This window comes from Tamlana flava (assembly GCF_041287255.1).
GTDB classification, from domain to species: domain Bacteria; phylum Bacteroidota; class Bacteroidia; order Flavobacteriales; family Flavobacteriaceae; genus Tamlana; species Tamlana flava.
The window spans coordinates 64,274-86,628 of the sequence record NZ_JBGGTX010000001.1 but is presented as its reverse complement, the minus strand read 5'-3'; the positions used below and the strand labels follow the sequence as shown (position 1 = coordinate 86,628).

General features: G+C 35.3%; 23 protein-coding genes and 1 pseudogene. 22 read left to right on the top strand and 2 right to left on the bottom strand.

Annotated features, from left to right (window positions below):
* Positions 1–66 precede the first annotated feature (66 nt).
* From ACB104_RS00360 to ACB104_RS00265, 20 genes are all read left to right on the top strand, one after another.
* Positions 67–1,287, top strand: coding sequence for an HD domain-containing protein (locus tag ACB104_RS00360; RefSeq protein ID WP_370476199.1), 1,221 nt, complete (start codon positions 67–69; stop codon positions 1,285–1,287).
* Positions 1,288–1,340: 53 nt separating this feature from the next.
* Positions 1,341–2,363, top strand: coding sequence for a UDP-3-O-(3-hydroxymyristoyl)glucosamine N-acyltransferase (gene lpxD, locus ACB104_RS00355; RefSeq protein WP_370476197.1), 1,023 nt, complete (start codon positions 1,341–1,343; stop codon positions 2,361–2,363).
* The gene (locus tag ACB104_RS00350) at positions 2,354–3,760 is read left to right on the top strand and encodes a bifunctional UDP-3-O-[3-hydroxymyristoyl] N-acetylglucosamine deacetylase/3-hydroxyacyl-ACP dehydratase (RefSeq protein ID WP_370476196.1); all 1,407 of its coding nucleotides are present in this window, start codon (positions 2,354–2,356) and stop codon (positions 3,758–3,760) included. The genes lpxD and ACB104_RS00350 overlap by 10 nt, the downstream gene beginning before the upstream one ends.
* Positions 3,761–3,762: 2 nt before the next feature.
* Positions 3,763–4,548: an acyl-ACP--UDP-N-acetylglucosamine O-acyltransferase gene (gene lpxA, locus ACB104_RS00345; protein WP_370476194.1), complete on the top strand. Its 786-nt coding sequence runs from the start codon at positions 3,763–3,765 to the stop codon at positions 4,546–4,548.
* Between the two features lie 4 nt (positions 4,549–4,552).
* Complete coding sequence (efp, locus tag ACB104_RS00340; RefSeq protein ID WP_370476193.1) at positions 4,553–5,119, top strand: elongation factor P; 567 nt, start codon at positions 4,553–4,555, stop codon at positions 5,117–5,119.
* A gap of 3 nt (positions 5,120–5,122) precedes the next feature.
* On the top strand, positions 5,123–6,070 hold the full coding sequence (locus ACB104_RS00335; RefSeq protein WP_370476191.1) for a UDP-3-O-(3-hydroxymyristoyl)glucosamine N-acyltransferase: 948 nt from the start codon (positions 5,123–5,125) through the stop codon (positions 6,068–6,070).
* Positions 6,071–6,154: 84 nt separating this feature from the next.
* Entirely contained in the window at positions 6,155–7,027 is an 873-nt protein-coding gene (sucD, locus tag ACB104_RS00330) for a succinate--CoA ligase subunit alpha (protein ID WP_370476190.1), read from the top strand.
* A 127-nt stretch (positions 7,028–7,154) separates the two neighbouring features.
* Positions 7,155–7,901 carry a 3-oxoacyl-[acyl-carrier-protein] reductase gene (gene fabG, locus ACB104_RS00325; protein ID WP_370476188.1) on the top strand — a complete coding sequence of 249 codons (747 nt, stop codon included), beginning with the start codon at positions 7,155–7,157 and terminating at the stop codon, positions 7,899–7,901.
* 81 nt (positions 7,902–7,982) lie between these two features.
* A complete protein-coding gene (locus ACB104_RS00320) occupies positions 7,983–10,016 on the top strand; it encodes a VWA domain-containing protein (protein WP_370476187.1) in 2,034 nt (677 codons plus the stop codon).
* A 12-nt stretch (positions 10,017–10,028) separates the two neighbouring features.
* Positions 10,029–10,844 carry a prohibitin family protein gene (locus ACB104_RS00315; RefSeq protein WP_370476185.1) on the top strand — a complete coding sequence of 272 codons (816 nt, stop codon included), beginning with the start codon at positions 10,029–10,031 and terminating at the stop codon, positions 10,842–10,844.
* A 311-nt stretch (positions 10,845–11,155) separates the two neighbouring features.
* Positions 11,156–12,013, top strand: coding sequence for an ATP phosphoribosyltransferase (gene hisG / locus ACB104_RS00310; RefSeq protein WP_370476183.1), 858 nt, complete (start codon positions 11,156–11,158; stop codon positions 12,011–12,013).
* Positions 12,014–12,061: 48 nt separating this feature from the next.
* A complete protein-coding gene (hisD, locus tag ACB104_RS00305) occupies positions 12,062–13,348 on the top strand; it encodes a histidinol dehydrogenase (RefSeq protein ID WP_370476181.1) in 1,287 nt (428 codons plus the stop codon).
* Entirely contained in the window at positions 13,345–14,382 is a 1,038-nt protein-coding gene (gene hisC, locus ACB104_RS00300; protein ID WP_370476179.1) for a histidinol-phosphate transaminase, read from the top strand. Before hisD ends, hisC begins: the two co-directional genes overlap by 4 nt.
* Positions 14,382–15,515 carry a bifunctional histidinol-phosphatase/imidazoleglycerol-phosphate dehydratase HisB gene (hisB, locus tag ACB104_RS00295; RefSeq protein ID WP_370476178.1) on the top strand — a complete coding sequence of 378 codons (1,134 nt, stop codon included), beginning with the start codon at positions 14,382–14,384 and terminating at the stop codon, positions 15,513–15,515. The genes hisC and hisB overlap by 1 nt, the downstream gene beginning before the upstream one ends.
* Before the next feature lie 73 nt (positions 15,516–15,588).
* Positions 15,589–16,170 carry an imidazole glycerol phosphate synthase subunit HisH gene (gene hisH, locus ACB104_RS00290; RefSeq protein WP_370476176.1) on the top strand — a complete coding sequence of 194 codons (582 nt, stop codon included), beginning with the start codon at positions 15,589–15,591 and terminating at the stop codon, positions 16,168–16,170.
* Positions 16,171–16,224: 54 nt separating this feature from the next.
* On the top strand, positions 16,225–16,956 hold the full coding sequence (hisA, locus tag ACB104_RS00285; RefSeq protein ID WP_370476174.1) for a 1-(5-phosphoribosyl)-5-[(5-phosphoribosylamino)methylideneamino]imidazole-4-carboxamide isomerase: 732 nt from the start codon (positions 16,225–16,227) through the stop codon (positions 16,954–16,956).
* Entirely contained in the window at positions 16,956–17,711 is a 756-nt protein-coding gene (gene hisF, locus ACB104_RS00280) for an imidazole glycerol phosphate synthase subunit HisF (protein WP_370476173.1), read from the top strand. Before hisA ends, hisF begins: the two co-directional genes overlap by 1 nt.
* A gap of 66 nt (positions 17,712–17,777) precedes the next feature.
* A complete protein-coding gene (gene hisIE, locus ACB104_RS00275; RefSeq protein WP_370476171.1) occupies positions 17,778–18,371 on the top strand; it encodes a bifunctional phosphoribosyl-AMP cyclohydrolase/phosphoribosyl-ATP diphosphatase HisIE in 594 nt (197 codons plus the stop codon).
* Between the two features lie 7 nt (positions 18,372–18,378).
* Entirely contained in the window at positions 18,379–19,155 is a 777-nt protein-coding gene (locus tag ACB104_RS00270; protein ID WP_370476169.1) for a tRNA pseudouridine synthase A, read from the top strand.
* A gap of 62 nt (positions 19,156–19,217) precedes the next feature.
* Positions 19,218–19,898, top strand: a complete 681-nt coding sequence (locus ACB104_RS00265; RefSeq protein ID WP_370476168.1) for a DUF2461 domain-containing protein — start codon at positions 19,218–19,220, stop codon at positions 19,896–19,898.
* On the opposite strand, the gene ACB104_RS00260 is transcribed toward ACB104_RS00265, so the two are convergent.
* Complete coding sequence (locus ACB104_RS00260) at positions 19,891–20,340, bottom strand: hypothetical protein (protein WP_370476166.1); 450 nt, start codon at positions 20,338–20,340, stop codon at positions 19,891–19,893. The two genes, ACB104_RS00265 and ACB104_RS00260, sit on opposite strands and share 8 nt — an antisense overlap.
* A gap of 7 nt (positions 20,341–20,347) precedes the next feature.
* Positions 20,348–20,764, bottom strand: a complete 417-nt coding sequence (locus ACB104_RS00255; RefSeq protein ID WP_370476165.1) for a glyoxalase — start codon at positions 20,762–20,764, stop codon at positions 20,348–20,350.
* A 168-nt stretch (positions 20,765–20,932) separates the two neighbouring features.
* Here ACB104_RS00255 and ACB104_RS00250 point away from each other — a divergent pair, with 168 nt between their 5' ends.
* Positions 20,933–21,832, top strand: a complete 900-nt coding sequence (locus ACB104_RS00250) for a DUF72 domain-containing protein (RefSeq protein WP_370476163.1) — start codon at positions 20,933–20,935, stop codon at positions 21,830–21,832.
* Positions 21,833–21,849: 17 nt separating this feature from the next.
* Positions 21,850–22,218, top strand: a pseudogene (locus ACB104_RS00245) (acyl-CoA thioesterase).
* Positions 22,219–22,355 lie beyond the last annotated feature (137 nt).

Here is a 22,355-nt window from a genome sequence, read left to right as displayed (position 1 = left end):
CTTTTAAATGCCCCTATATGGCACATATGGTTATATTTGCAAGTACTTAATATAAAAAGTTAAAACTTGAACAAACTTAAAATATTAAACGACCCAATTTACGGATTTATTACTATTCCAAATTCGATAATTTTCGATTTAATCCAGCATAAATATTTTCAGCGTCTACGTAGAATTACCCAAATGGGCATGTCTTATTTGGTTTACCCTGGTGCACATCATACCAGATTTCATCATGCCATTGGTTGCGTGCATTTAATGCAGCAGGCCGTTAATGTACTTCGTTTTAAAGGGGTTACGATTTCTAAGGATGAAGAAACGGCGCTTTATGTTGCCATTTTATTGCATGATATCGGCCATGGTCCGTTTTCTCATGCCATGGAGCACAGCATAGTAGATAATGTTTCTCATGAAGAAATTTCACTACTTTTTATGGAGCGTTTAAACGAAGAATTTAACGGAAGTTTAACGCTTGCCATTCAAATTTTTAAAGGTGAATACTCGAAAAAATTCATGTGTCAGCTTATTTCTGGACAACTCGATATGGACAGGGCAGACTATTTAAAGCGAGATAGTTTTTATACCGGTGTTGCCGAAGGGAATATTAACAGCGAACGTTTGATTACCATGTTGAACGTGGTTAACGATGAATTGGTCATTGAGGAAAAAGGCATTTACAGTGTCGAAAAATTTATTGTAGCAAGGCGTTTAATGTATTGGCAGGTTTACTTGCATAAAACGGGTTTGGTCGCCGAACAACTACTTATTAGGGTTTTAAAAAGAGCCAAAGAATTGCATGAATCCGGTAAAAAATTACAGGGTAGTAATGCGCTAATGCATTTTCTAGACCATAAAGTGTCTTTTGAGAATTTTGACCATGAAACTTTAGATGTTTTTTCGCGTTTAGATGATTATGATATTATTTCTGCAATGAAGCATTGGCGGTTCAATGACGATTTTGTGTTAAGTAATTTATGTGAAATGATAATCAACAGGAATTTGCTTAAGATTAAGATGAAGAAAAAGAAAATTAAAAGCGAAAGTCTTCAAAAGCATTTTGACTCATTTGTTCATGAATATAAAATTACCCCAGATGAAGCAAGTTATTTTGTCTTCACGGGCAGTATTTCAAACCAAGCTTATCAATTAAAACATAAGGGAATAAACATTTTGCATAAATCTGGTAAAATTGAGGATATTGTTAAGGCATCCGATCAATTAAATCTTAAGGCCTTATCAAAACGAGTGACGAAATATTATATATGTTACCCTAAATGTAAACTTTAGCACATTTTTCCTATTTTTGCGTATTCAAACAAAAATTATCTAACTTTTTAAGTGTGAAATTTACGGCCCAACAAATAGCGGGAATTTTAGAAGGTGATGTAGTTGGAAATCCCGATGTTGAAGTTTCTAAACTTGCTAAAATAGAGGAGGGCTTTGAAGGCGCTTTAACGTTTTTGGCCAATCCTAAATATACGCCGTATATATATAAAACAAGGGCATCTATTACTATTGTAAATAGAACATTTAATCCTGAAAATAGTTTAAAAACTACCTTGATAAAGGTTGATGACGCTTATTTAGCGTTTTCAAAAATCCTGGAATATTATAACTCAGTAAAGCTCAATAAAGTGGGCATTGAACAGCCTTCATTTATACCTGACTCATCTAAATATGGCGAAAATATTTACATAGGAGCATTCAGCTACATAGGCGAAAATGTGATAATGGGCGATAACGTCAAGATATTTCCGAACACATTTATTGGAGATAATTCAGTAATTGATGACAACACTATAATTTTTTCTGGTGTGAAAATTTATTCTGAAACTATTATTGGGAAAAATTGCGTCATCAACTCTGGGGCAATTATAGGTGCTGACGGGTTTGGTTTTGCTCCAAATGAAGATGGCAGCTATAGTAAAATACCACAAACAGGAAATGTAATTATAGAGGATTTTGTTGACATAGGCGCCACTACAACCATTGACAGGGCTACTTTGGGCTCTACGATAATTCGGTCAGGTGTAAAACTGGACAACCAAATTCAAATAGCGCACAATGTTGAAATTGGAAACAATACGGTCATTGCGGCTCAAACAGGTATAGCTGGATCTACCAAAATAGGCCAGAATTGCCAAATCGGGGGGCAGGTTGGTATAGCCGGGCACATGACCATAGGAAATAATGTACGGATTCAAGCACAGTCTGGTATAACAAGGAATATCAAAGATAACGAAGTGCTTCAAGGGTCACCCGCAATAAAATTAAGTGACTATAACAAAGCTTACGTTCATTTTAAAAACTTGCCAACGATTGTAAAAAACATAAATGAATTAGAAAAAAATAAATGGGAATAGTTAATACTGAAATCAAGCAAAAAACCATTAAAAAGGAAATTTCTTTAACAGGAGTTGGATTGCATACGGGTAAAAATGTAACCCTAACCTTTAAACCTGCCGAAGCAAACTCCGGGATGGCATTTAAACGAGTTGATTTAGAGGGCGAGCCATTAATTGAGGCAGATGCAAATTATGTAACCAACACACAGCGTGGTACATGTTTGGAAAAAAATGGCGTGACCATACAAACTTCAGAGCATGTTTTGGCGGCATTGGTAGGAATGGATATAGATAATGCCATCATTGAGCTCAACGCGTCAGAACCGCCAATTATGGATGGGTCTTCCAAATTTTTTGTTGAAGCTATTGAAAAGGCGGGTGTTGAAGAATTGGATGCTTACAGAGAAGAATTTGAGATTACGGATATTGTATCGTATGTAGATGAAGAATCAGGAAGTGAAATTTTAGTTATGCCAGCCAAAGAATACCAAATTACAACAATGGTTGATTTTGGCACAAAGGTTTTGGGTACCCAAAATGCAACTTTAAATCAAATTTCTGATTTTAAAAAAGATATAGCTGACTCTAGAACATTTAGTTTTTTACATGAAATTGAAATGCTATTGGAGAATGGCTTGATTAAAGGAGGTGATTTGAACAATGCCATCGTTTATGTTGATAAAGAATTGTCGCCTAAAACCATGGAAAAGTTGCGGGTTGCATTCAAAAAAGACAAAATTGCAGTAAAACCAAATGGTATTTTAGATAATTTAACGCTACATTACCCTAATGAGGCAGCCAGACATAAATTGCTTGATGTTTTAGGAGATTTGGCATTGGTTGGCACTAGAATTCGCGGAAAAATTATTGCGAATAAACCTGGTCACTTTGTTAACACACAATTTGCCAAAAAGCTGTCTAAAATAATTAAGAATGAGCGTCGTAATAACGTTCCTAGCATAGATTTAAATCAGCCTCCGTTAATGGATGTTACCCAAATCATGGCTATGTTACCGCATAGACAACCATTTTTGTTGATTGATAAGGTTTTTGAACTTTCAGACAAGCATGTTATCGCCACCAAAAATGTTACGATGAACGAAGAGTTCTTCAAAGGTCATTTTCCTGGCGCTCCTGTTATGCCCGGGGTGTTAATTGTAGAAGCCATGGCGCAAACCGGTGGTATTTTAGTGTTGAACACCGTTCCTGATCCAGAAAACTACTTGACGTTTTTCATGAAAATGGACAATGTTAAGTTTAAGCAAAAAGTGATGCCTGGTGACACGCTAATTTTCAACTGCACCTTAATAACACCTATCCGTCGTGGTATTTGCCATATGCAAGGTTATGCATATTCCAACGGAAAACTTTGTGCAGAAGCTGAACTAATGGCACAAATTTCAAAAGTTAAATAATTATGAACCAACCCTTAGCATATGTACACCCCGGTGCAAAAATTGCAAAAAATGTGGTTATAGAACCATTTGCGACTATACATAACAATGTTAAAATAGGTGAAGGCACTTGGATAGGAAGCAATGTTACTATAATGGAGGGCGCGCGTATTGGTAAAAACTGCAATATTTTCCCCGGCTCTGTTATTTCAGCGGTTCCTCAAGATTTGAAATACAATGATGAGGAAACTACGGTTGAAATTGGAGATAATGTAACTATTCGCGAATGCGTTACGATTAATAGGGGCACAGCAGATAGAATGAAAACGGTGGTTGGGAATAATTGCCTTATCATGGCATATTGCCATATTGCACACGATTGCATTGTTGGCGATAATTGTATTTTTTCAAATAACAGCACTTTGGCCGGACACATCACCATAGGAGATTATGTAGTTTTAGCGGGAATGACCGCCGTCCATCAGTTTGTGTCTGTTGGAAACCATGCCTTTGTTACGGGTGGGTCTTTGGTTAGGAAAGATGTTCCTCCATTCGTAAAGGCAGCTAGGGAGCCATTGTCTTATGTTGGAATCAATTCAGTTGGTTTAAGAAGAAGAGGGTTTACAACCGAAAAAATCAGGGAAATCCAAAACATTTACAGAATTCTCTACCAAAAAAATTACAATAACACTCAGGCTTCAGAAATTATAGAAGCTGAAATGGAAGCCACTCCAGAGCGCGATGAAATTCTTCAATTCATAAAAAATTCGCACCGTGGTATCATGAAAGGATATTTTAAATCAAACTAAATAAATGGCAACAACATCAGATATTAGAAACGGATTGTGCATCAGGTACAACAACGATATCTACAAAATCATAGAGTTTTTACATGTAAAACCTGGTAAAGGACCAGCATTTGTAAGAACAAAATTAAAAAGCGTTACCAACGGAAAGGTTATAGACAATACATTTTCAGCAGGGCATAAATTAGAGGATGTACGCGTGGAAACCCACAAGTTTCAGTATTTATACAATGATGGAGAATTCTATCATTTTATGAATGAGGCGGACTATACGCAAATAAGGTTAACTGAAGCCGCTTTGGATAGACCTGATTTAATGAAGGAAGGAGAAGTCGTTACTGTTTTGATTAACACGGAAGACAACCTACCATTGTCGGTTGAAATGCCTGCTAGCGTAATTTTAGAAGTGACTCACACTGAACCGGGAGTAAAAGGTAATACCGCTACAAATGCTACAAAACCGGCAACAGTTGAAACAGGAGCAGAGGTTAATGTTCCGCTTTTTATCAACGAAGGTGATAAAATTAAAATTGAAACTGAAAAAGGCACTTACAAAGAGCGCGTTAAGGAATAGTTTTTGAAATTTCCAGTTCCACATACATTAAAACAGATTGCAAACTTAATAGATTGTAAGTTTGTTGGCGGCGATGATTTTCCTGTTTTAGGTATGAATGAAATTCATGTGGTTGAACCGGGAGATATTGTTTTTGTTGACCATCCTAAATATTACGGAAAGGCTTTGGAATCTGCGGCTACTATTGTTTTAATTAACAAAGAGGTTGATTGTCCAGAAGGAAAAGCGCTTTTAATTAGTGATGACCCGTTCAGGGATTTCAACAAGCTCACCAATCATTTTAAGCCTTTTAGTGCTTCTAACTCGGCTATTTCGCAGACTGCTAAAATTGGAAAAAACACAGTTATTCAGCCAAATTGTTTCATTGGTAACAATGTAGTTATCGGTGATAATTGTATCATTCATTCCAACGTAAGTCTTTATGATGATACTATTTTAGGAGATAATGTTACCATTCATTCGGGTTCGGTTTTGGGGGCAAATGCATTTTATTACAAAAATAGACCAGAAGGATATGATAGATTACAATCTTGTGGGCGTGTAGTTGTTGAAAACCATGTTGATATTGGTGCATCTTGCACTATTGACAGGGGTGTTACTGCAGATACTAGAATCTGCGAAGGTTCAAAAATAGACAACCAAGTTCAAGTGGGTCATGATACTGTTATTGGGAAAAAATGTTTGATTGCCTCTCAAGTTGGTATTGCAGGATGTGTGGTTATTGAAGACGAAGTAACTATATGGGGCCAAGTGGGTATTACCAGTGGGATAACTATTGGAAAAAAAGCCGTGATTTCTGCAAAAGCTGGGGTTAGTAAATCATTGGAAGGAGGAAAAAGTTATTTTGGTATTCCTGCGGATGACTTCCGTTCAAAATACAAGGAAATCGCGTCAATTAAAAAAATACCAGAAATTCTTGAAAAATTAAAAAACCAAGATAATAACGTTTAAATAAAAGTCATTTTTGCTTTAAAGTTTATATGCAAAAAATTACTTTTGCTTAAAATCAAAAATTAATCATCAAAATAATCACTTATGAGTGTTTTAGTAAATAAAGATTCCAAAATAATTGTTCAAGGTTTTACAGGTAGTGAAGGTACTTTTCACGCTAGCCAAATGATAGAATACGGAACAAATGTTGTTGGTGGGGTTACCCCGGGAAAAGGAGGGCAAACACATTTAGATAAACCTGTTTTTAATACAGTTTTGGAAGCCGTTGAGCAAGTTGGTGCAGATACGACAATTATTTTTGTGCCACCTGCATTTGCTGCCGATGCTATTATGGAAGCTGCCGATGCTGGAATCAAAGTAATTATTACAATTACTGAAGGTATTCCTGTGGCAGATATGATTGCGGCATCAAATTATATTAAAAACAAAGATTGCAGGTTAATCGGACCTAATTGTCCTGGTGTAATTACCCCGGAAGAAGCTAAAGTGGGTATCATGCCTGGTTTTGTTTTCAAGAAGGGAAAAGTAGGTATTGTGTCTAAATCAGGTACATTAACTTATGAAGCGGCAGACCAAGTAGTGAAGCAAGGTTTGGGAATTACAACGGCAATAGGAATAGGTGGTGACCCAATTATAGGGACTACCACAAAACAAGCAGTGGAATTGTTAATTAATGACCCGGAAACAGAAGCAGTTGTAATGATTGGTGAAATTGGTGGGCAGCTTGAGGCAGATGCTGCAAATTGGTATTTAGCGAGCGGAAGTAAAAAGCCTATTGTAGGCTTTATTGCCGGTGAAACTGCACCCGCAGGACGAACCATGGGCCATGCCGGAGCCATTGTTGGCGGAAGCGATGATACCGCGCAAGCTAAAAAGAAAATCATGAGGTCTTGTGGCATACATGTTGTGGATTCTCCTGCTGAAATAGGTAAGAAAGTAGCTGAAGTTTTGGCATAAAATAACCTCTAAAGACTTATAGCCTCACAATATTTAGTGAGGTTTTTTTATTTGATGCCAGTGGTATTTGCTATATTTGAATAAATAGAAAATTTCTTTATAAACAGAAATAAACTAACTATCGAAGATGAAATTATTAGAAGGAAAAACAGCCATTGTTACGGGCGCAAGTCGTGGAATTGGTAAAGGAATAGCCCAAATATTTGCGCAACAAGGTGCTGATGTGGCTTTTACCTATAGCTCTTCAGTTGAAGCGGCAAAAGAATTGGAAAACGAACTTAACGCTTTAGGGGTTAAGGCTAAAGGGTATAAAAGTAATGCAGCCAGTTTTGAAGAAGCTCAAAAATTAGCTGATGATGTTGTGGCAGAATTTGGAAGCATTGATGTTTTGGTAAACAATGCCGGTATTACAAAAGACAACTTATTAATGCGTATTACTGAAGAAGATTTTGATACTGTTATTGAGGTTAATTTAAAATCTGTTTTTAATATGACCAAAGCCGTGCAAAAAACTATGCTAAAACAACGTAAAGGCTCAATCATCAATATGAGTTCGGTTGTTGGGGTAAAAGGTAATGCAGGCCAGACTAATTATGCAGCATCAAAAGCTGGTATTATTGGTTTTTCCAAATCTGTAGCGTTAGAGCTGGGCTCAAGAAACATTAGAAGTAATGTGGTTGCTCCTGGATTTATAGAAACGGAAATGACCGCTAAATTAGATGAAGAAGTGGTAAAAGGTTGGCGTGCAGGAATTCCTTTAAAACGCGGAGGAACACCTGAAGACGTGGCAAATGTTTGCGTGTTTTTGGCTTCAGACATGAGTGCCTATGTTACTGGGCAAACGTTAAATGTTGATGGTGGCATGCTAACTTAATTTATGAAACAGATTTCAGAATTACGACTTTTTTCAATCCTTAATTTGTCTGCCTTAAACTCGTAATTCGTAAATCAAAAAATGCAAACAGAAACTTTATTATATATCATACTTGCTGGAATCATTGCATTGTTGCTGTCATTTTTCCACTACTTCAATAAAAAGAAAAGCATGTCTCGATTAAACATGCTTTTTGCTTTTTTGAGGTTTATTACTGTTTTTTCTGTTTTACTTTTGATTGTCAATCCCAGTTTTAATAAAGTTACTTTGTTTACTGAAAAGCCAAATTTAATCTTGGCCGTTGATAACTCAAGTTCAATCAAACATTTAAACCAAAAGGACAAAGCCCTTGATTTTATAGAAAGTATTTCGCAAAACAAAGATTTAAAAAGTAAATTTAATTTAGAGCTGTATACTTTTGGGGAATCACTTTCAACTTCAGACTATATTGATTTTTCTGAAAACCAAACCAATATTTATAAAGCCTTCACACAATTAAACAAAATTTACAAGCAGACAACTTCACCCACTTTGTTGCTTACCGATGGAAATCAAACCTATGGTAATGATTATCAATTTGTAGATAACAGGTATAGTCAACCCATTTTCCCAATCATTTTGGGGGATACGACCAAGTATGTCGACTTAAAAATCCAACAGCTCAATGTCAATAAATATGCCTATTTAAAGAATAAATTTCCTGTTGAAGCCATATTGGTTTACAGCGGTGATGATAGTGTCAATTCAAACCTCATAGTAACTAAAGGAAATTTGCCTGTTTATTCTGAAAACCTAAACTTTTCCAAAACTAATAGCTCAAAGATTTTGAATTTTAATTTGCCTGCTAATTCGGTTGGTATTGGTCAATATAAAATAACGCTTAATCCTTTGGAACAGGAGAAAAACAAAATAAACAATGTACAGAATTTTGCAGTTGAAGTGATAAATCAAAAAACTAAAATAGCCTTTGTTAGTGATATTTTACATCCAGATTTGGGAGTACTGAAAAAGAGTATTGAAAGCAACGAACAGCGTGCGGTATCATTTGTTGGTTTAAATGATATTATTGATAAAATAAATGATTTTCAATTAATTATACTCTATCAGCCAAATAATAAGTTTAAGTTATTAGTGGAAGCATTAAATGCACAAAAGAAAAATCAATTTATCATTATTGGTCCAAAAACCGATTTAGATTTTTTAAACGAAGCTTATCCATTTTTCAATCACCAAATAACAAATCAAACAGAAGATTATCAAGCTGAATTGAATAGAAACTATGGGCCATTTTTAATTCAAGATTTAGATTTTGAGTCATTTCCACCGTTATTATCCAATTACGGAGCTGTTCAGTTTTCTATACCGTTTGAAACCATTTTAAATAAAACATTTAAAGGTGTTTCTGTTGGGGAGCCTCTGCTGGCCACTTTTGAAATTAATAGTTGGAGGCAAGCGGTTTTATTTGGCGAGAATATTTGGCAATGGCGGGCACAAAGTTTTATAAATGAGAAGTCATTCAAACCGTTTGATGATTTCATTGGGAAGCTCATTCAATATCTAGCCACAAATCAACAAAAAAGTCGACTTAACATTGAATATGACTCCTTTTACAAAGACAACAATAATGTAATTGTGAAAGCAGAATTTTTCGACAAAAATTATGTTTTTGATGCCCGTGAAAGCCTTGAGATTATAGTGGTTGAAAATAAATCCAATGAAACCAAAACATTTCCATTAATTTTAAAAAATAACTATTATCAAGTTGATTTAAGTAGTTTGCCTCCCGCAACATACAACTTTGTGGTTAGGGCAAAAAATGATAATTTGTCAAAGTCTGGCAGTTTTCAAATACTGGAATATAATGTGGAACAACAATTTTTAAATGCTGATGTAACAAAACTGCAAAAGATTGCTACTAACAGTCAAGGCAAAAGTTATTTTATAGACAATTGGCAAAATCTTATTGAAGATTTATTGGATGACAAACGTTTTGTTCCAATTCAAAAAAGCGTAAAAAAAACCATACCTTTGCTTGATTGGAAATATTTATTGGCTATCATAGCCTTGAGCCTAGGATTAGAATGGTTTATTAGAAAATATAACGGATTAATTTAATTAGACAAACACATGGACAAATTACCAAAAGTGGCACTTCCATTTATTATTGGAGTGATTGTATTAGTAATAATTTTAACTAAATCTGCAGTTACCATCGGTTCTGGTGAAGCTGGGGTGCTTTATAAAACCTTTGGAGGAGGGGTTGTAACAGACGAACCCCCATTAGGAGAGGGCTTTCATATTGTGGCACCATGGAACAAGGTTTATGTTTATGAGGTTCGTCAACAAGAACGTTTAGAGAAGATGAATGTTTTATCGTCTAACGGGTTAGACATTAAACTTGAAGCTTCCGTTTGGTTTCAACCTATGTATAACGAATTAGGAAAATTGCACCAAGAAAAAAGTGAACAATATATAGATAGGGTTCTATTGCCTGCCATACGCTCTGCAGCAAGAAGTGTGGTTGGTCGTTACACCCCAGAGCAGTTATATTCAAGCAAGCGTGATGCTATTCAACAAGAAATTTTTGAAGAAACCCAGAAGATTGTAGATGACCAATACATTCAGCTAAACGAAGTTTTGGTGCGGGATGTAACACTTCCTCCTACGATTAAAGATGCCATTGAACGTAAACTAAAGCAAGAACAAGAATCACTGGAATATGAATTTAGATTGGTAACTGCTGCAAAGGAAGCAGATAAAGTAAGGATTGAGGCACAAGGGAAGGCGGATGCCAACAGAATATTGAGTGCTTCATTGACGGATAAGATTTTGCAGGATAAAGGTATAGATGCTACAATTAAATTATCAGAATCCCCGAATAGCAAGGTTATTGTTATAGGGTCAGGAGACAGTGGTATGCCGATTATTTTGGGAAATCAGTAAGATTAAAATAATTTAGATATCTGCGTAATCCTTTAAATATTATTGATTTTTTTGTTGCCGAATGTTGTTAATTTTCAAATGTTTTAATAATTGCGGTTAATATTTGGAATTATTGACATAAATTATAGATATTTGCAAAAGACAAAAAAGACATGAATTTTATTCAAAAACATCATCATTTTCACATTTGCCCTCAAGCGAAGTGAGAATGTATTGAGTAAAGTCAACATATATTTAAACCCGTTTGAGACCATCAAACGGGTTTTTTAATAAAACCAACTAGATTGTTTCAAACTCATAAAAATTAGATAATGAGTAAATTAAGAATTGCAGTGCAAAAATCGGGTCGATTGAACGAAGACTCGATGCAGATTTTAAAAGACATTGGCATTAACATCGACAATGGTAAGGACCAGCTAAAGGCTTCGGCAAAAGGTTTTCCTGTTGAAGTGTTTTACTTAAGAAATGGCGATATTCCACAGTATTTAAAAGACGGTGTGGTGGATGCTGCCATTATTGGCGAAAATGTTTTGATTGAAAAAGGGGAAGGCATTAATGTTGTTGAAAAACTTGGGTTTTCAAGCTGCCGTGTTTGTATTGCTGTGCCAAAATCGGTTAAATACAATGGTATAAAGGATTTGGAAGGTAAGCGTATTGCAACATCTTATCCCCATACCGTTCAAACCTATTTGGATAAAAATGGAGTAAATGCAAACCTACATATAATTAATGGTTCGGTTGAAATAGCCCCTAATATCGGTTTGGCAGATGCTATTTGTGATATTGTTTCCAGCGGGAGCACCTTGTTTAAAAACAATTTAAAGGAGGTTGAAACCATTTTGAAATCTGAAGCTGTGCTAGCTGTTTCTCCTGTTTTAAATGAGGACAAACTTGATATTCTAAATAAGATTCAATTTAGGATTAAATCGGTTTTAAAAGGCAGAAATTCAAAATACGTTTTACTAAATGCACCAAACGATAAAGTTCAAGACATCATCAGTGTACTCCCAGGCATGAAAAGTCCAACGGTTTTACCTTTGGCTGAAGAAGGTTGGAGTTCTGTACATTCCGTAATCAATAAAAATGAATTTTGGGAAGTTATTGACGATTTAAAGGCTAAAGGCGCCCAAGGAATATTGGTTTGCCCTATTGAGAAAATGGTACTTTGACCTTTGTGATTCTTAACTTACTTCAGAATCACATTAACTAATTTGATAATGCAAATAATTAACAATCCAAATAAAAATACTTGGTCAGAAATTTTAAAAAGACCTACACAAACTGTCGATGATATTGAGGGTATAGTAAATCAGGTTTTTGATGATGTACGTCAAAATGGTGATGAAGCAATTGCGAAATACACCGAACGCTTCGATGGGGTTTCTTTAAAATCGAATGTGGTATCTTCTGAAGAACTTCAGGAAGCTGTTTCAAAGGTTTCGGAAAAACTTCAAAATGCCATAAAAATGGCAAAGCAAAACATAGAAGCCTTTCACAAGGCACAAAAAACAGGAAAAGTTGAAGTAGAAACTGCCAATGGCGTGCTGTGCTGGCAGGAAAAACGTCCAATTCAAAAAGTAGGATTGTATATTCCCGGAGGAACTGCTCCTTTATTTTCAACGGTTTTAATGTTGGCAGTTCCTGCCCAAATAGCTGGTTGCAAGGAGATTGTTTTATGTTCCCCACCTAACAAAGAAGGCAAATTGGCTCCGGAAATTTTGTTTGCCGCCCAACTTTGTGGGGTAACAAAGGTCATTAAAGTTGGTGGAATTCAGGCCATTGCAGGATTGGCATTTGGAACAACCATAATTCCTCAAGTCCATAAGATATTTGGTCCAGGAAATCAATTTGTCACTGTTGCAAAGCAATTGGCCACTAAATTTGGTGTAGCAATAGATATGCCCGCAGGTCCGAGTGAATTATTGGTCATTGCTGACGAAAGTGCCAATGCTTCTTACGTGGCATCAGATTTATTGAGTCAAGCTGAACATGGTTCGGATAGCCAGGTTATTTTGGTTTCAACATCCAAAGAATTAATAAATTCTGTTTCCGAAGAAGTTGAAAAACAGTTAAATGTGCTTCCGCGTAAAGCCATTGCCGAAAAGTCTATTGCAAATTCAAAGTTGATTTATGTGGAAAATGATGCTGTTGCGCTTGAATTAATTGATGAATATGGCCCTGAGCATTTTATTGTTTGCTCAAAGAATGAAGATTTATATGTAAACGGGATTAGTAATGCCGGTTCGGTATTTATTGGAAATTACACACCTGAAAGTGCTGGGGATTATGCTTCTGGAACAAACCATACATTGCCAACAAATGGTTTTAGTAAAGCCTATTCGGGAGTAAATTTAGATAGTTTTCAAAAGAGTATGACCTTTCAAAAAATATCAAAGGATGGCATTTTAAATATTGGTGAAACCATAGAGATCATGGCAGAAGCAGAAGGTTTGCGAGCGCACAAGAACGCTGTTTCCATTCGTTTAAAGGATTTGAAAAAATGAACGTTAAAGACTTAATAAGGAAAAACATAAAAGCATTAAAGCCCTATTCGTCAGCAAGAGATGAATTTAAGGGTGATGGTGATGATATGGTGTTTTTGGATGCCAATGAAAATCCATTTGAAAATGGCGTGAACCGTTACCCAGACCCGTTGCAGCGCAATTTAAAATCAATGTTATCTGCTATAAAAGGCGTTTCTGAAGAACGTATCCTTTTGGGCAATGGGAGTGACGAAGTTTTAGACCTTATTTTTAGGGCGTTTTGTGAGCCGAATCAAGACAACATCATAACCTTGCCGCCTACATACGGTATGTATGAAGTTTTGGCCAATGTTAACGCCATTGATATTAAAAGTGTTCAGCTGGATGACAACTTTCAGCCTAAAGTGAATGAGATTTTGGAAATTGCTGATGCAAATTCAAAATTGTTGTTTTTGTGTTCCCCAAACAATCCCACAGGGAATAGTTTTGAAGCCAAGTCAATTGAAAAGTTGATAAAAAAATTTAAAGGAATTGTTGTTATAGATGAAGCATATATTGATTTTTCAACCCAAGAGAGTTGGGTAAATAGTTTGAGCGAGTTTCCCAACTTGATTGTTACGCAAACCCTTTCCAAGGCTTACGGGATGGCTGGTATTCGCTTAGGTATATGCTATGCTTCCTCGGAAATAATTTCAGTTTTAAACAGAATAAAACCCCCTTACAATGTCAATGAATTGACCCAACAACGAGCCATGATGCGTTTAAAGGTACAAGAAAGGATAAGTAAGGAGGTTAAAAATATTTTAAAGGAAAGAGAAGTTTTAATATCTGAGTTGAAATCTGTTAATTTTGTTTCAAAAATCTATCCTTCTGATGCTAATTTTATTTTAGCCAAAGTGGATGATGCTACAGGGAGATATAATCAATTGTTGGAAAAGGGAATTGTCATTAGAAATAGAACAACCCAACCTGGATGTGAAAATTGTCTGCGCTTTACAATTGGAACGCCTGAAGAGAATGAGAAATTGATAAAAACATTAAAATCCATTTGTTAATGAAAAAAGTACTATTTATTGATAGGGATGGAACCATCATCAGGGAACCTGCTGATGAGCAGATAGATTCATTTGAGAAATTGGAATTTTACCCTAAAGTGTTTCAGTATTTGGGCAGAATTGCCAAAGAGTTGGATTATGAACTTGTTATGGTAACCAATCAAGATGGTTTGGGAACCGAGTCATTTCCGGAAGACAGGTTTTGGCCAACGCACAATTTCATTATTAAATGTTTTGAGGATGAAGGCATTGTGTTCAAAGAGCAGATTATTGATAGAACCTTTGCCAAAGACAATGCACCAACCAGAAAACCCAATACTGGGCTTTTAACACAATATTTTTCTGAGGATTATGATTTGGAAAATTCCTTTGTCATCGGCGACCGCTTAACAGATATTGAACTGGCTAAAAACCTGGGGGCAAAAGGCATTTTTATTAATGATGAAACCCATTTGGGAACAGATGAAATTACAGTTAAACGTGAAGAGCTGGAAAACTATATAGCTTTAGAAAGTAACGATTGGGCTAAAATCTATGCCTTTTTAAAAGCCGACAAACGTTCAGGAGGCATTATTAGAAATACGAATGAAACAAAAATCGCCATTCAAATAAATCTTGATGGTACTGGAAAAAGCAAAATTGAAACAGGCATTGCTTTTTTTGACCATATGCTCGACCAAATTGCAAGACATGGTCAACTTGATTTAAACATAAAAGTTGATGGTGATTTGGAAGTGGATGAGCACCATACAATTGAAGATACAGGCATTGCCCTTGGTGAGTTGTTTCATAATGCATTAGGGAATAAATTAGGGATTGAACGCTATGGGTTCTGTTTGCCAATGGATGATTGCTACGCCCAAGCGGCAATAGATTTTGGAGGGCGAAATTGGTTAGTTTGGGAAGCGGACTTTAAACGTGAAATGATTGGAAAGATGCCAACAGAAATGTTTTACCACTTTTTTAAATCGTTTACTGACGGAGCAAAGTGCAACTTGAACATCAAAGCAGAAGGAACTAATGAACACCACAAAATTGAGGCTATTTTTAAAGCTTTTGCCAAAGCCATAAAAATGGCGGTAAAACGGGATGTTGAAAAAATGATTTTGCCTTCAACAAAAGGCATGCTTTAGAAGAATTTAGGAATGTAGATTTACGTCTGACGAGTAAAATTGACGTAAATCAAAAATCGCAAATTGTAATCAATTGAAATTAGTAATAATAAATTATGGAGCTGGGAATATAAAAAGCATTCAATTTGCTTTCAAGCGTTTGGGTTATGATGCTGTTTTATCAAATAATTCTGAAGAAATAGCATCTGCAGATAAAATTATTTTTCCAGGTGTAGGTGAGGCTAGTAGTGCCATGGGCATGCTTAAGGAAACGGGGTTGGATAAATTGATTCCAAACTTAAAGCAGCCTGTTTTGGGCATATGTTTGGGAATGCAGCTGCTTTGTAGATACACTGAAGAAGGAAACACAAAGGGTTTGGGGGTTTTTGATACTGATGTTAAAAGGTTTTCCAATGCGGTAAAAGTTCCTCAAATGGGTTGGAATGTCATCAAAGACTTAAAATCTGACTTGTTTAAAGGCGTTAAAGAAAATGAATATATGTACTTGGTACACAGTTATTATGCCGAGCACTGTGAGCAGACCATTGCTAAAACAGATTATGGTATTAATTATGCGTCAGCTTTGCAGCATAACAATTTTTACGGTGTTCAATTTCACCCAGAAAAAAGTAGTACAGCTGGAGCAAAAATATTGCAGAACTTTTTAAACTTATAGATTAATTTTGACAGTGAGTTTCAAACAATGGCTAAAAGCAAATAGCGTAAAAAAATGAGAATAATTCCAGCTATCGATATTATTGACGGAAAATGTGTCCGATTGACAAAAGGCGATTATGATACAAAAAAGGTTTACAACGAAAATCCTTTGGAAGTTGCCAAAATGTTTGAGGGTTCAGGAATCCAGTATTTACATTTGGTGGATTTGGATGGAGCTAAGGCACAACACATTATTAATTATAAAGTTCTTGAGCAAATTGCCTCAAAAACCAAATTAAAAATTGATTTTGGAGGCGGTTTAAAAGCCAATGAAGATTTGCATATCGCTTTTAATTCTGGCGCAAGACAGATTACAGGAGGGAGTATTGCTGTTAAAAACCCTAAAATATTTGAAGGTTGGATTGGCAAGTATGGAAGTGAAAAGATTATTCTTGGTGCAGATAGCAATGATGGTAAGGTTGCTATAAGTGGCTGGCAAGAAGAAAGCACAAATGAAGTGATTCCGTTTATAAAAGACTATCAAAAAAAAGGAATAAAATATGTTATTTGCACCGATATTTCTAAAGATGGCATGCTTGAAGGCCCTTCGGTTGAACTGTACAAACAAATCCTTTCGCAATGCAGCAATAGTAGCATGCAATCCATAAAGCTTATTGCTTCCGGTGGTATTTCAACAATTGAGGAGCTTCCAGTATTAAAGGAACTTGGTTGCGAAGGTGTTATTATTGGTAAGGCCATTTATGAAAACAGAATCAGTTTGCATCAATTAGAAAAATTTGTATAATGCTTACAAAACGAATCATACCCTGTTTGGACATAAAAAATGGACGCACAGTAAAAGGTGTTAATTTTGTTGATTTACGGGATGCAGGAGATCCTGTCGAACTAGCGAAACAATATGCTGAACTAGGTGCTGACGAACTGGTGTTTTTGGATATTTCGGCAACTCTTGAAGGTCGTGCAACCGTTTTGGATATGGTCTTGCATGTGGCAGAACAGGTTAATATTCCATTCACCGTTGGTGGTGGCATTTCGAGTGTAGAGCATGTTGACGATTTATTGCAATGTGGGGCTGACAAAGTATCGGTCAACTCTTCGGCTGTTAAAAGACCTGATTTGGTAAATGAATTGGCCGACAAGTTTGGGAGTCAATGTGTTGTTGTTGCCATAGATGCTAAAGAAGTGGATGGCCAATGGAAAGTCCATTTGGCAGGTGGAAGTATTCCAACTGACATCGATTTGTTTGAATGGGCAAAAGAAGTTGAAAAACGAGGCGCAGGTGAAATTTTGTTCACGTCAATGAATCATGACGGTACTAAAAATGGATTTGCAAATAAAGCTTTGGCTCGATTATCGAAAGAATTGAATATTCCAATTATTGCCTCTGGAGGTGCTGGAACCATTCAGCATTTTATCGATACCTTTAAGGAAGGAAAATCTGATGCGGCCTTGGCGGCTAGTGTGTTCCATTTTGGTGAAATCCCCATTATGGAATTGAAAAAAGAATTAAAAAAGAACAATATAGAAGTACGACTTTAGTCGTTATGCTGATTGCCATACTGAGCTCAGTCGATGTATTATTTTAACATTCCATAAACCGAAATTATGAAAATTAAATACGATGCCCACGGATTAGTTCCTGCCATAATTCAAGATGCAACAACAAAAAACGTTTTGATGTTGGGATATATGAGCGAAGAGGCTTATCAAAAAACATTGGAAACGAAAAAGGTTACTTTTTATAGCCGAAGCAAACAACGTTTGTGGACAAAAGGCGAGGAGAGTGGTAATTTCTTAAATCTTGTTGATATTAAAAACGATTGTGATAACGATACCCTTTTAATACAAGTTAACCCTGTTGGGCCAACCTGTCATAAAGGAACTGGAAATTGTTGGGGCGAGGACAATACAGCTAATTACGGATTCTTTTCTACACTTGAAAATGTTATAGCCGAACGAGTGGCAAATAAGGACACCGTTAAATCTTATGTGGCTAGTTTGTTTTCAAAAGGGATTAATAAAGTAGCCCAAAAAGTAGGAGAGGAGGCTGTTGAAACGGTTATTGAGGCCATGGATAATAACGATGAATTATTTTTATACGAATCAGCCGACCTATTTTTTCATTATTTAATGTTGCTTCAAGCTAAAGGGTTTACTTTAAAAGACATCGAAAAGGAGTTGCAGGGAAGGCATAAGTAGTTTAGTTTTGAAAAAGTTCTTTTATGTTATAAATATTCAATATTTGGGCTATCGGTTTCATGGTTGGCAAAAACAGCCAGATGTAAAAACCCTTCATTTGATGGTAGATAGAACCTTGAAATTTATTCTGGAAGGTAAACGATTTAAAACCTTGAGCTCAGGCAGGACCGATGCAATGGTTTCAGCAGAATGTGCAGCCTTCGAGCTGTTTTTGAACGAACCAATTGAAAATGAATCAGAATTTCTGAATCTTTTCAATTACAATCTTCCCCAGGATATTCGGGCTCTTAGCATCAAAGAGGTTGATTCTAAATTCAACATCATCAACCATTCAAAAGTAAAGGAATACCTTTATTTATTTACTTGTGGTGAAAAATGCCATCCTTTTTGTGCACCGATTATGACCACTATTTTAAATGACTTAGACATTGAACTCATGAAACTTGGAGCTAAATTATTTGAAGGTAAAAATTATTTAAGGTCTTATTGTTACAAACCCACAGACAATGGTGTTTATACGAGAGAAATCTTCACCTGTGAACTTATTGAAAACACACTTTATACCGCAAGTTATTTTCCTGAAAAAACCTATTTACTGCGAGTAAAAGGAAAAGGTTTTATGCGCAACCAGATTAGACTGATTATGGGAGCGCTTATTGATTTAGGGAAAGGAAAATTATCTTTGGAAGATATTCGTGCTAGCTTATTGCCCAACAGCAATATGAAGATGGAGTATATAGCCCCGGCCTCAGGGTTGATTTTAAAAAACATAGAGTTTGAATAATTAAGGTTTCGTTATGTGAAACGCCATTAATTTTCTTAATTTCATCAACCAAAAATTCTGCAATGAGTATTACAATTCCAAAATCAGTCTTCGAGTTTTTTAAAAAACTTGAAAAAAACAATAACCGAGATTGGTTTAACGAAAACAAGTCTGAATTTAAGGCCATTGAAAAAGAAGTCAAAGCATTTTATCAAAAAGTTTTTGAAAACCTAAATAAACATGACGAAGTGGACAAGCTAAAAATATTCAGGATTTATAGAGATGTCCGATTTTCAAAAAACAAATTACCCTATAAAACCCATTTTGGCGGCTCGTTCCATAGAGTAAAACCAAGGTTAAGAGGTGGTTATTACCTTCACATTCAGCCCAACAACGAAAGCTTTATTGCCACAGGGTTTTGGGAACCTGCCCCAGCAGATTTATTACGGATTAGAAAGGAATTTGAAATGGATGATAATGAAATTCGCGAAATCTTAGCAAATAAGAACTTTAACCGTATTTGGGGTGACACCTTTATTGGCGATGAAGTTAAAACCGCTCCAAAAGGTTTTGATAAAGAGCATCAGGCTATAGATTTAATCAAAAAAAAGCAATACATTTTCACTAAGAAGTTTACCGATCAAGAAGTTCTTACTTCAGATTTTATAAATCAAGTTGATACAGCTTTTAAATCCGTAAGACCATTTTTTGATTACATGAGTGATGTGTTAACCACCGATCTAAATGGTGTTTCGATTATTTAATTTCTTTAATGATATATTTGGATTGGTTGAATTCAAACTGGTCGTTAACCTTTTTGTTTCTTAATAATTGTCCGATAGGTGAGCTGAATGAAATGGCATAATAGCTTTCTTCATCCCCCAAATCAATTTTACCAAGGCTTACAGCAATGTAAAAATGGATTAAATTGGTTTTTACAATACTTCCTAAAACCGCTTCATTATTAACAATATTTGGTTTTATAAGTTGTAATTGGGCTTTATTTTTTTGTGCATCTGCTAAATAACCTAGATTTTTTTCTAAGTCACCTAGCAGATTGCTATTCCCAATATCATCTTCTTCAAGGTTTCCTTTATCGTTGCTCTCTATAGCGTCCTTTATTAAGCTGATTTCTTCTTTATAGCCATTAATGCGCTTATCCACAAGATCGTTGCAAATCTGTAGAAGTTTTAGTTTAGTGGTCATCAAATATTTAAACTGCTGTTAGTAGTTCAGGTTTTTCAAACAATTGAATTTGGCTTAGTAAACGTTCTTTTACAAGGTTCATCATGCGCTTGTTCAATGCTGAAGAGTTTTCAATGTAAATAAGGTATTCTTCAACGCTAAAAACACCTATCACCATACCTTTCATGGAGTTACGGAACTTCATGTCTTTATGAATGGCATTTTCAATGTAAAGAATACGCTTCTCCAAAGATAAATCATAAAACACAGATTTGTGCTTGGTAATGTAATTTCTAAAAACTTCAATTAATAAATCATTTTGAAACTTAATAACAGGGCGCAAAACTAAATTTTGAAAACGCTCGTCGCTGCTCATGTTGTCATTAATTGTAGTGCTTAAAATTTCTGGGCGAATGCCGTTAATTTGGGATTTTCGGGTGCTCATGTTGAAAGATTTGCATTAAAATTAAATATTATCAAAACTGATAGAAGTATTCATATTTATTATTATTAACGAGGTTATTAACATTTCTGTTTTTTCTATCTTTATTGTTATTTAAAATTGAGTTTTTAATTCGGCCTTTGGCCAAAACCTTAAAGAAATTAAAAGAATATGAAATTTGGAAGTACAGATAATCCGGGAGGTGTTGATTTTACTTTGCCAAAAGACCATCCTGATACAAAGGGTGTTTTGAATAAGGTGAAAGATGATAACGTGCCCGAAATTTATGTAGGCTGTGCTAAATGGAACAAGGATGATTTAAAAGGATTTTACCCAAAAGGCATAAAAGACGAATTGGCTTACTACTCCAAACAGTTTAATTCCATCGAGTTAAATGCTACATTTTATCGTATTTTTCCCGCGGAACAGTTTTCAACATGGTATGATAAAACACCCGAAGGATTCAAGTTTTTTCCAAAATTGAATCAAGAAATAAGCCATTGGAAACGTTTGAATAACACCAATGAAGTGGTTGAAAATTACCTATACAACGCTTCAAATTTGAAAGAAAAATTGGGCACTGTATTTTTGCAAATGCACAATAATTTTGCTCCAAAGGATTTTAATAGGGTAATTGATTTTGTTGAAAATTGGCCTAGGGAAATTCCTTTAGCAATCGAGTTTAGGCATACCGATTGGTATAATGATATAGCTGTTTTTGAAGATTTATATCAGCTTTTGGAGAATCATAATATTTCAAACGTCATTGTTGATACCGCAGGCCGTCGTGATTTATTGCATATGAGATTAACCAATCCCACAGCTTTTGTTAGATATGTTGGTGCAAACCACCCAAGCGATTACAGCAGGTTAAATGATTGGGTAGAGCGTTTAAAAATGTGGAAAGAACAAGGTATTAAGGAAATTGATTTTTTCATTCATCAGAATATAGAAAAAGAATCACCATTACTTTCAGCCTATTTTATTAGGAAAATAAATAAGGTATTAGGGTATAATTTGAAAATACCGAACGATGATTCGGAAGATGACTCACAACCACAACTATTTTAAAAACAATTATAATAAAGATGAGATTTCACACCAGAAAATGGGTAAAACCCGAAGATTTAAATGCTAACGGAACTTTATTTGGAGGAAGATTGCTATAATGGATAGACGAAGAGGCAGCGCTTTACACCATCATTCAATTAGAAAACCAAAAAGTAGTGACCAAGTACATGAGTGAAATCGATTTCAAAGCGTCTGCCAAACAAGGCCACATTGTTGAAATTGGCATTGAGGTTGTAAAATTTGGTAAAGCATCTTTGGTTTTAAGTAGCGAAGTAAGAAATAAAATGACCATATCAAATATTGTTATGGTTAATTTAGGACCAGATGGCAAGTCAAAACCACATGATAAAACGGAGGTGGAATATGTGGCTGATAGGCTAGATTAGACAGTAAATAAATTTGCTTTAAAATTTATAATCATAATTGCTGTTCTATTAAAATATTATTGATTATTTGAAATTCCATTAACAATTTTATAAAAATAAATGGACTAGCGGGTTAAATTTTATTATATGCTGAAAAA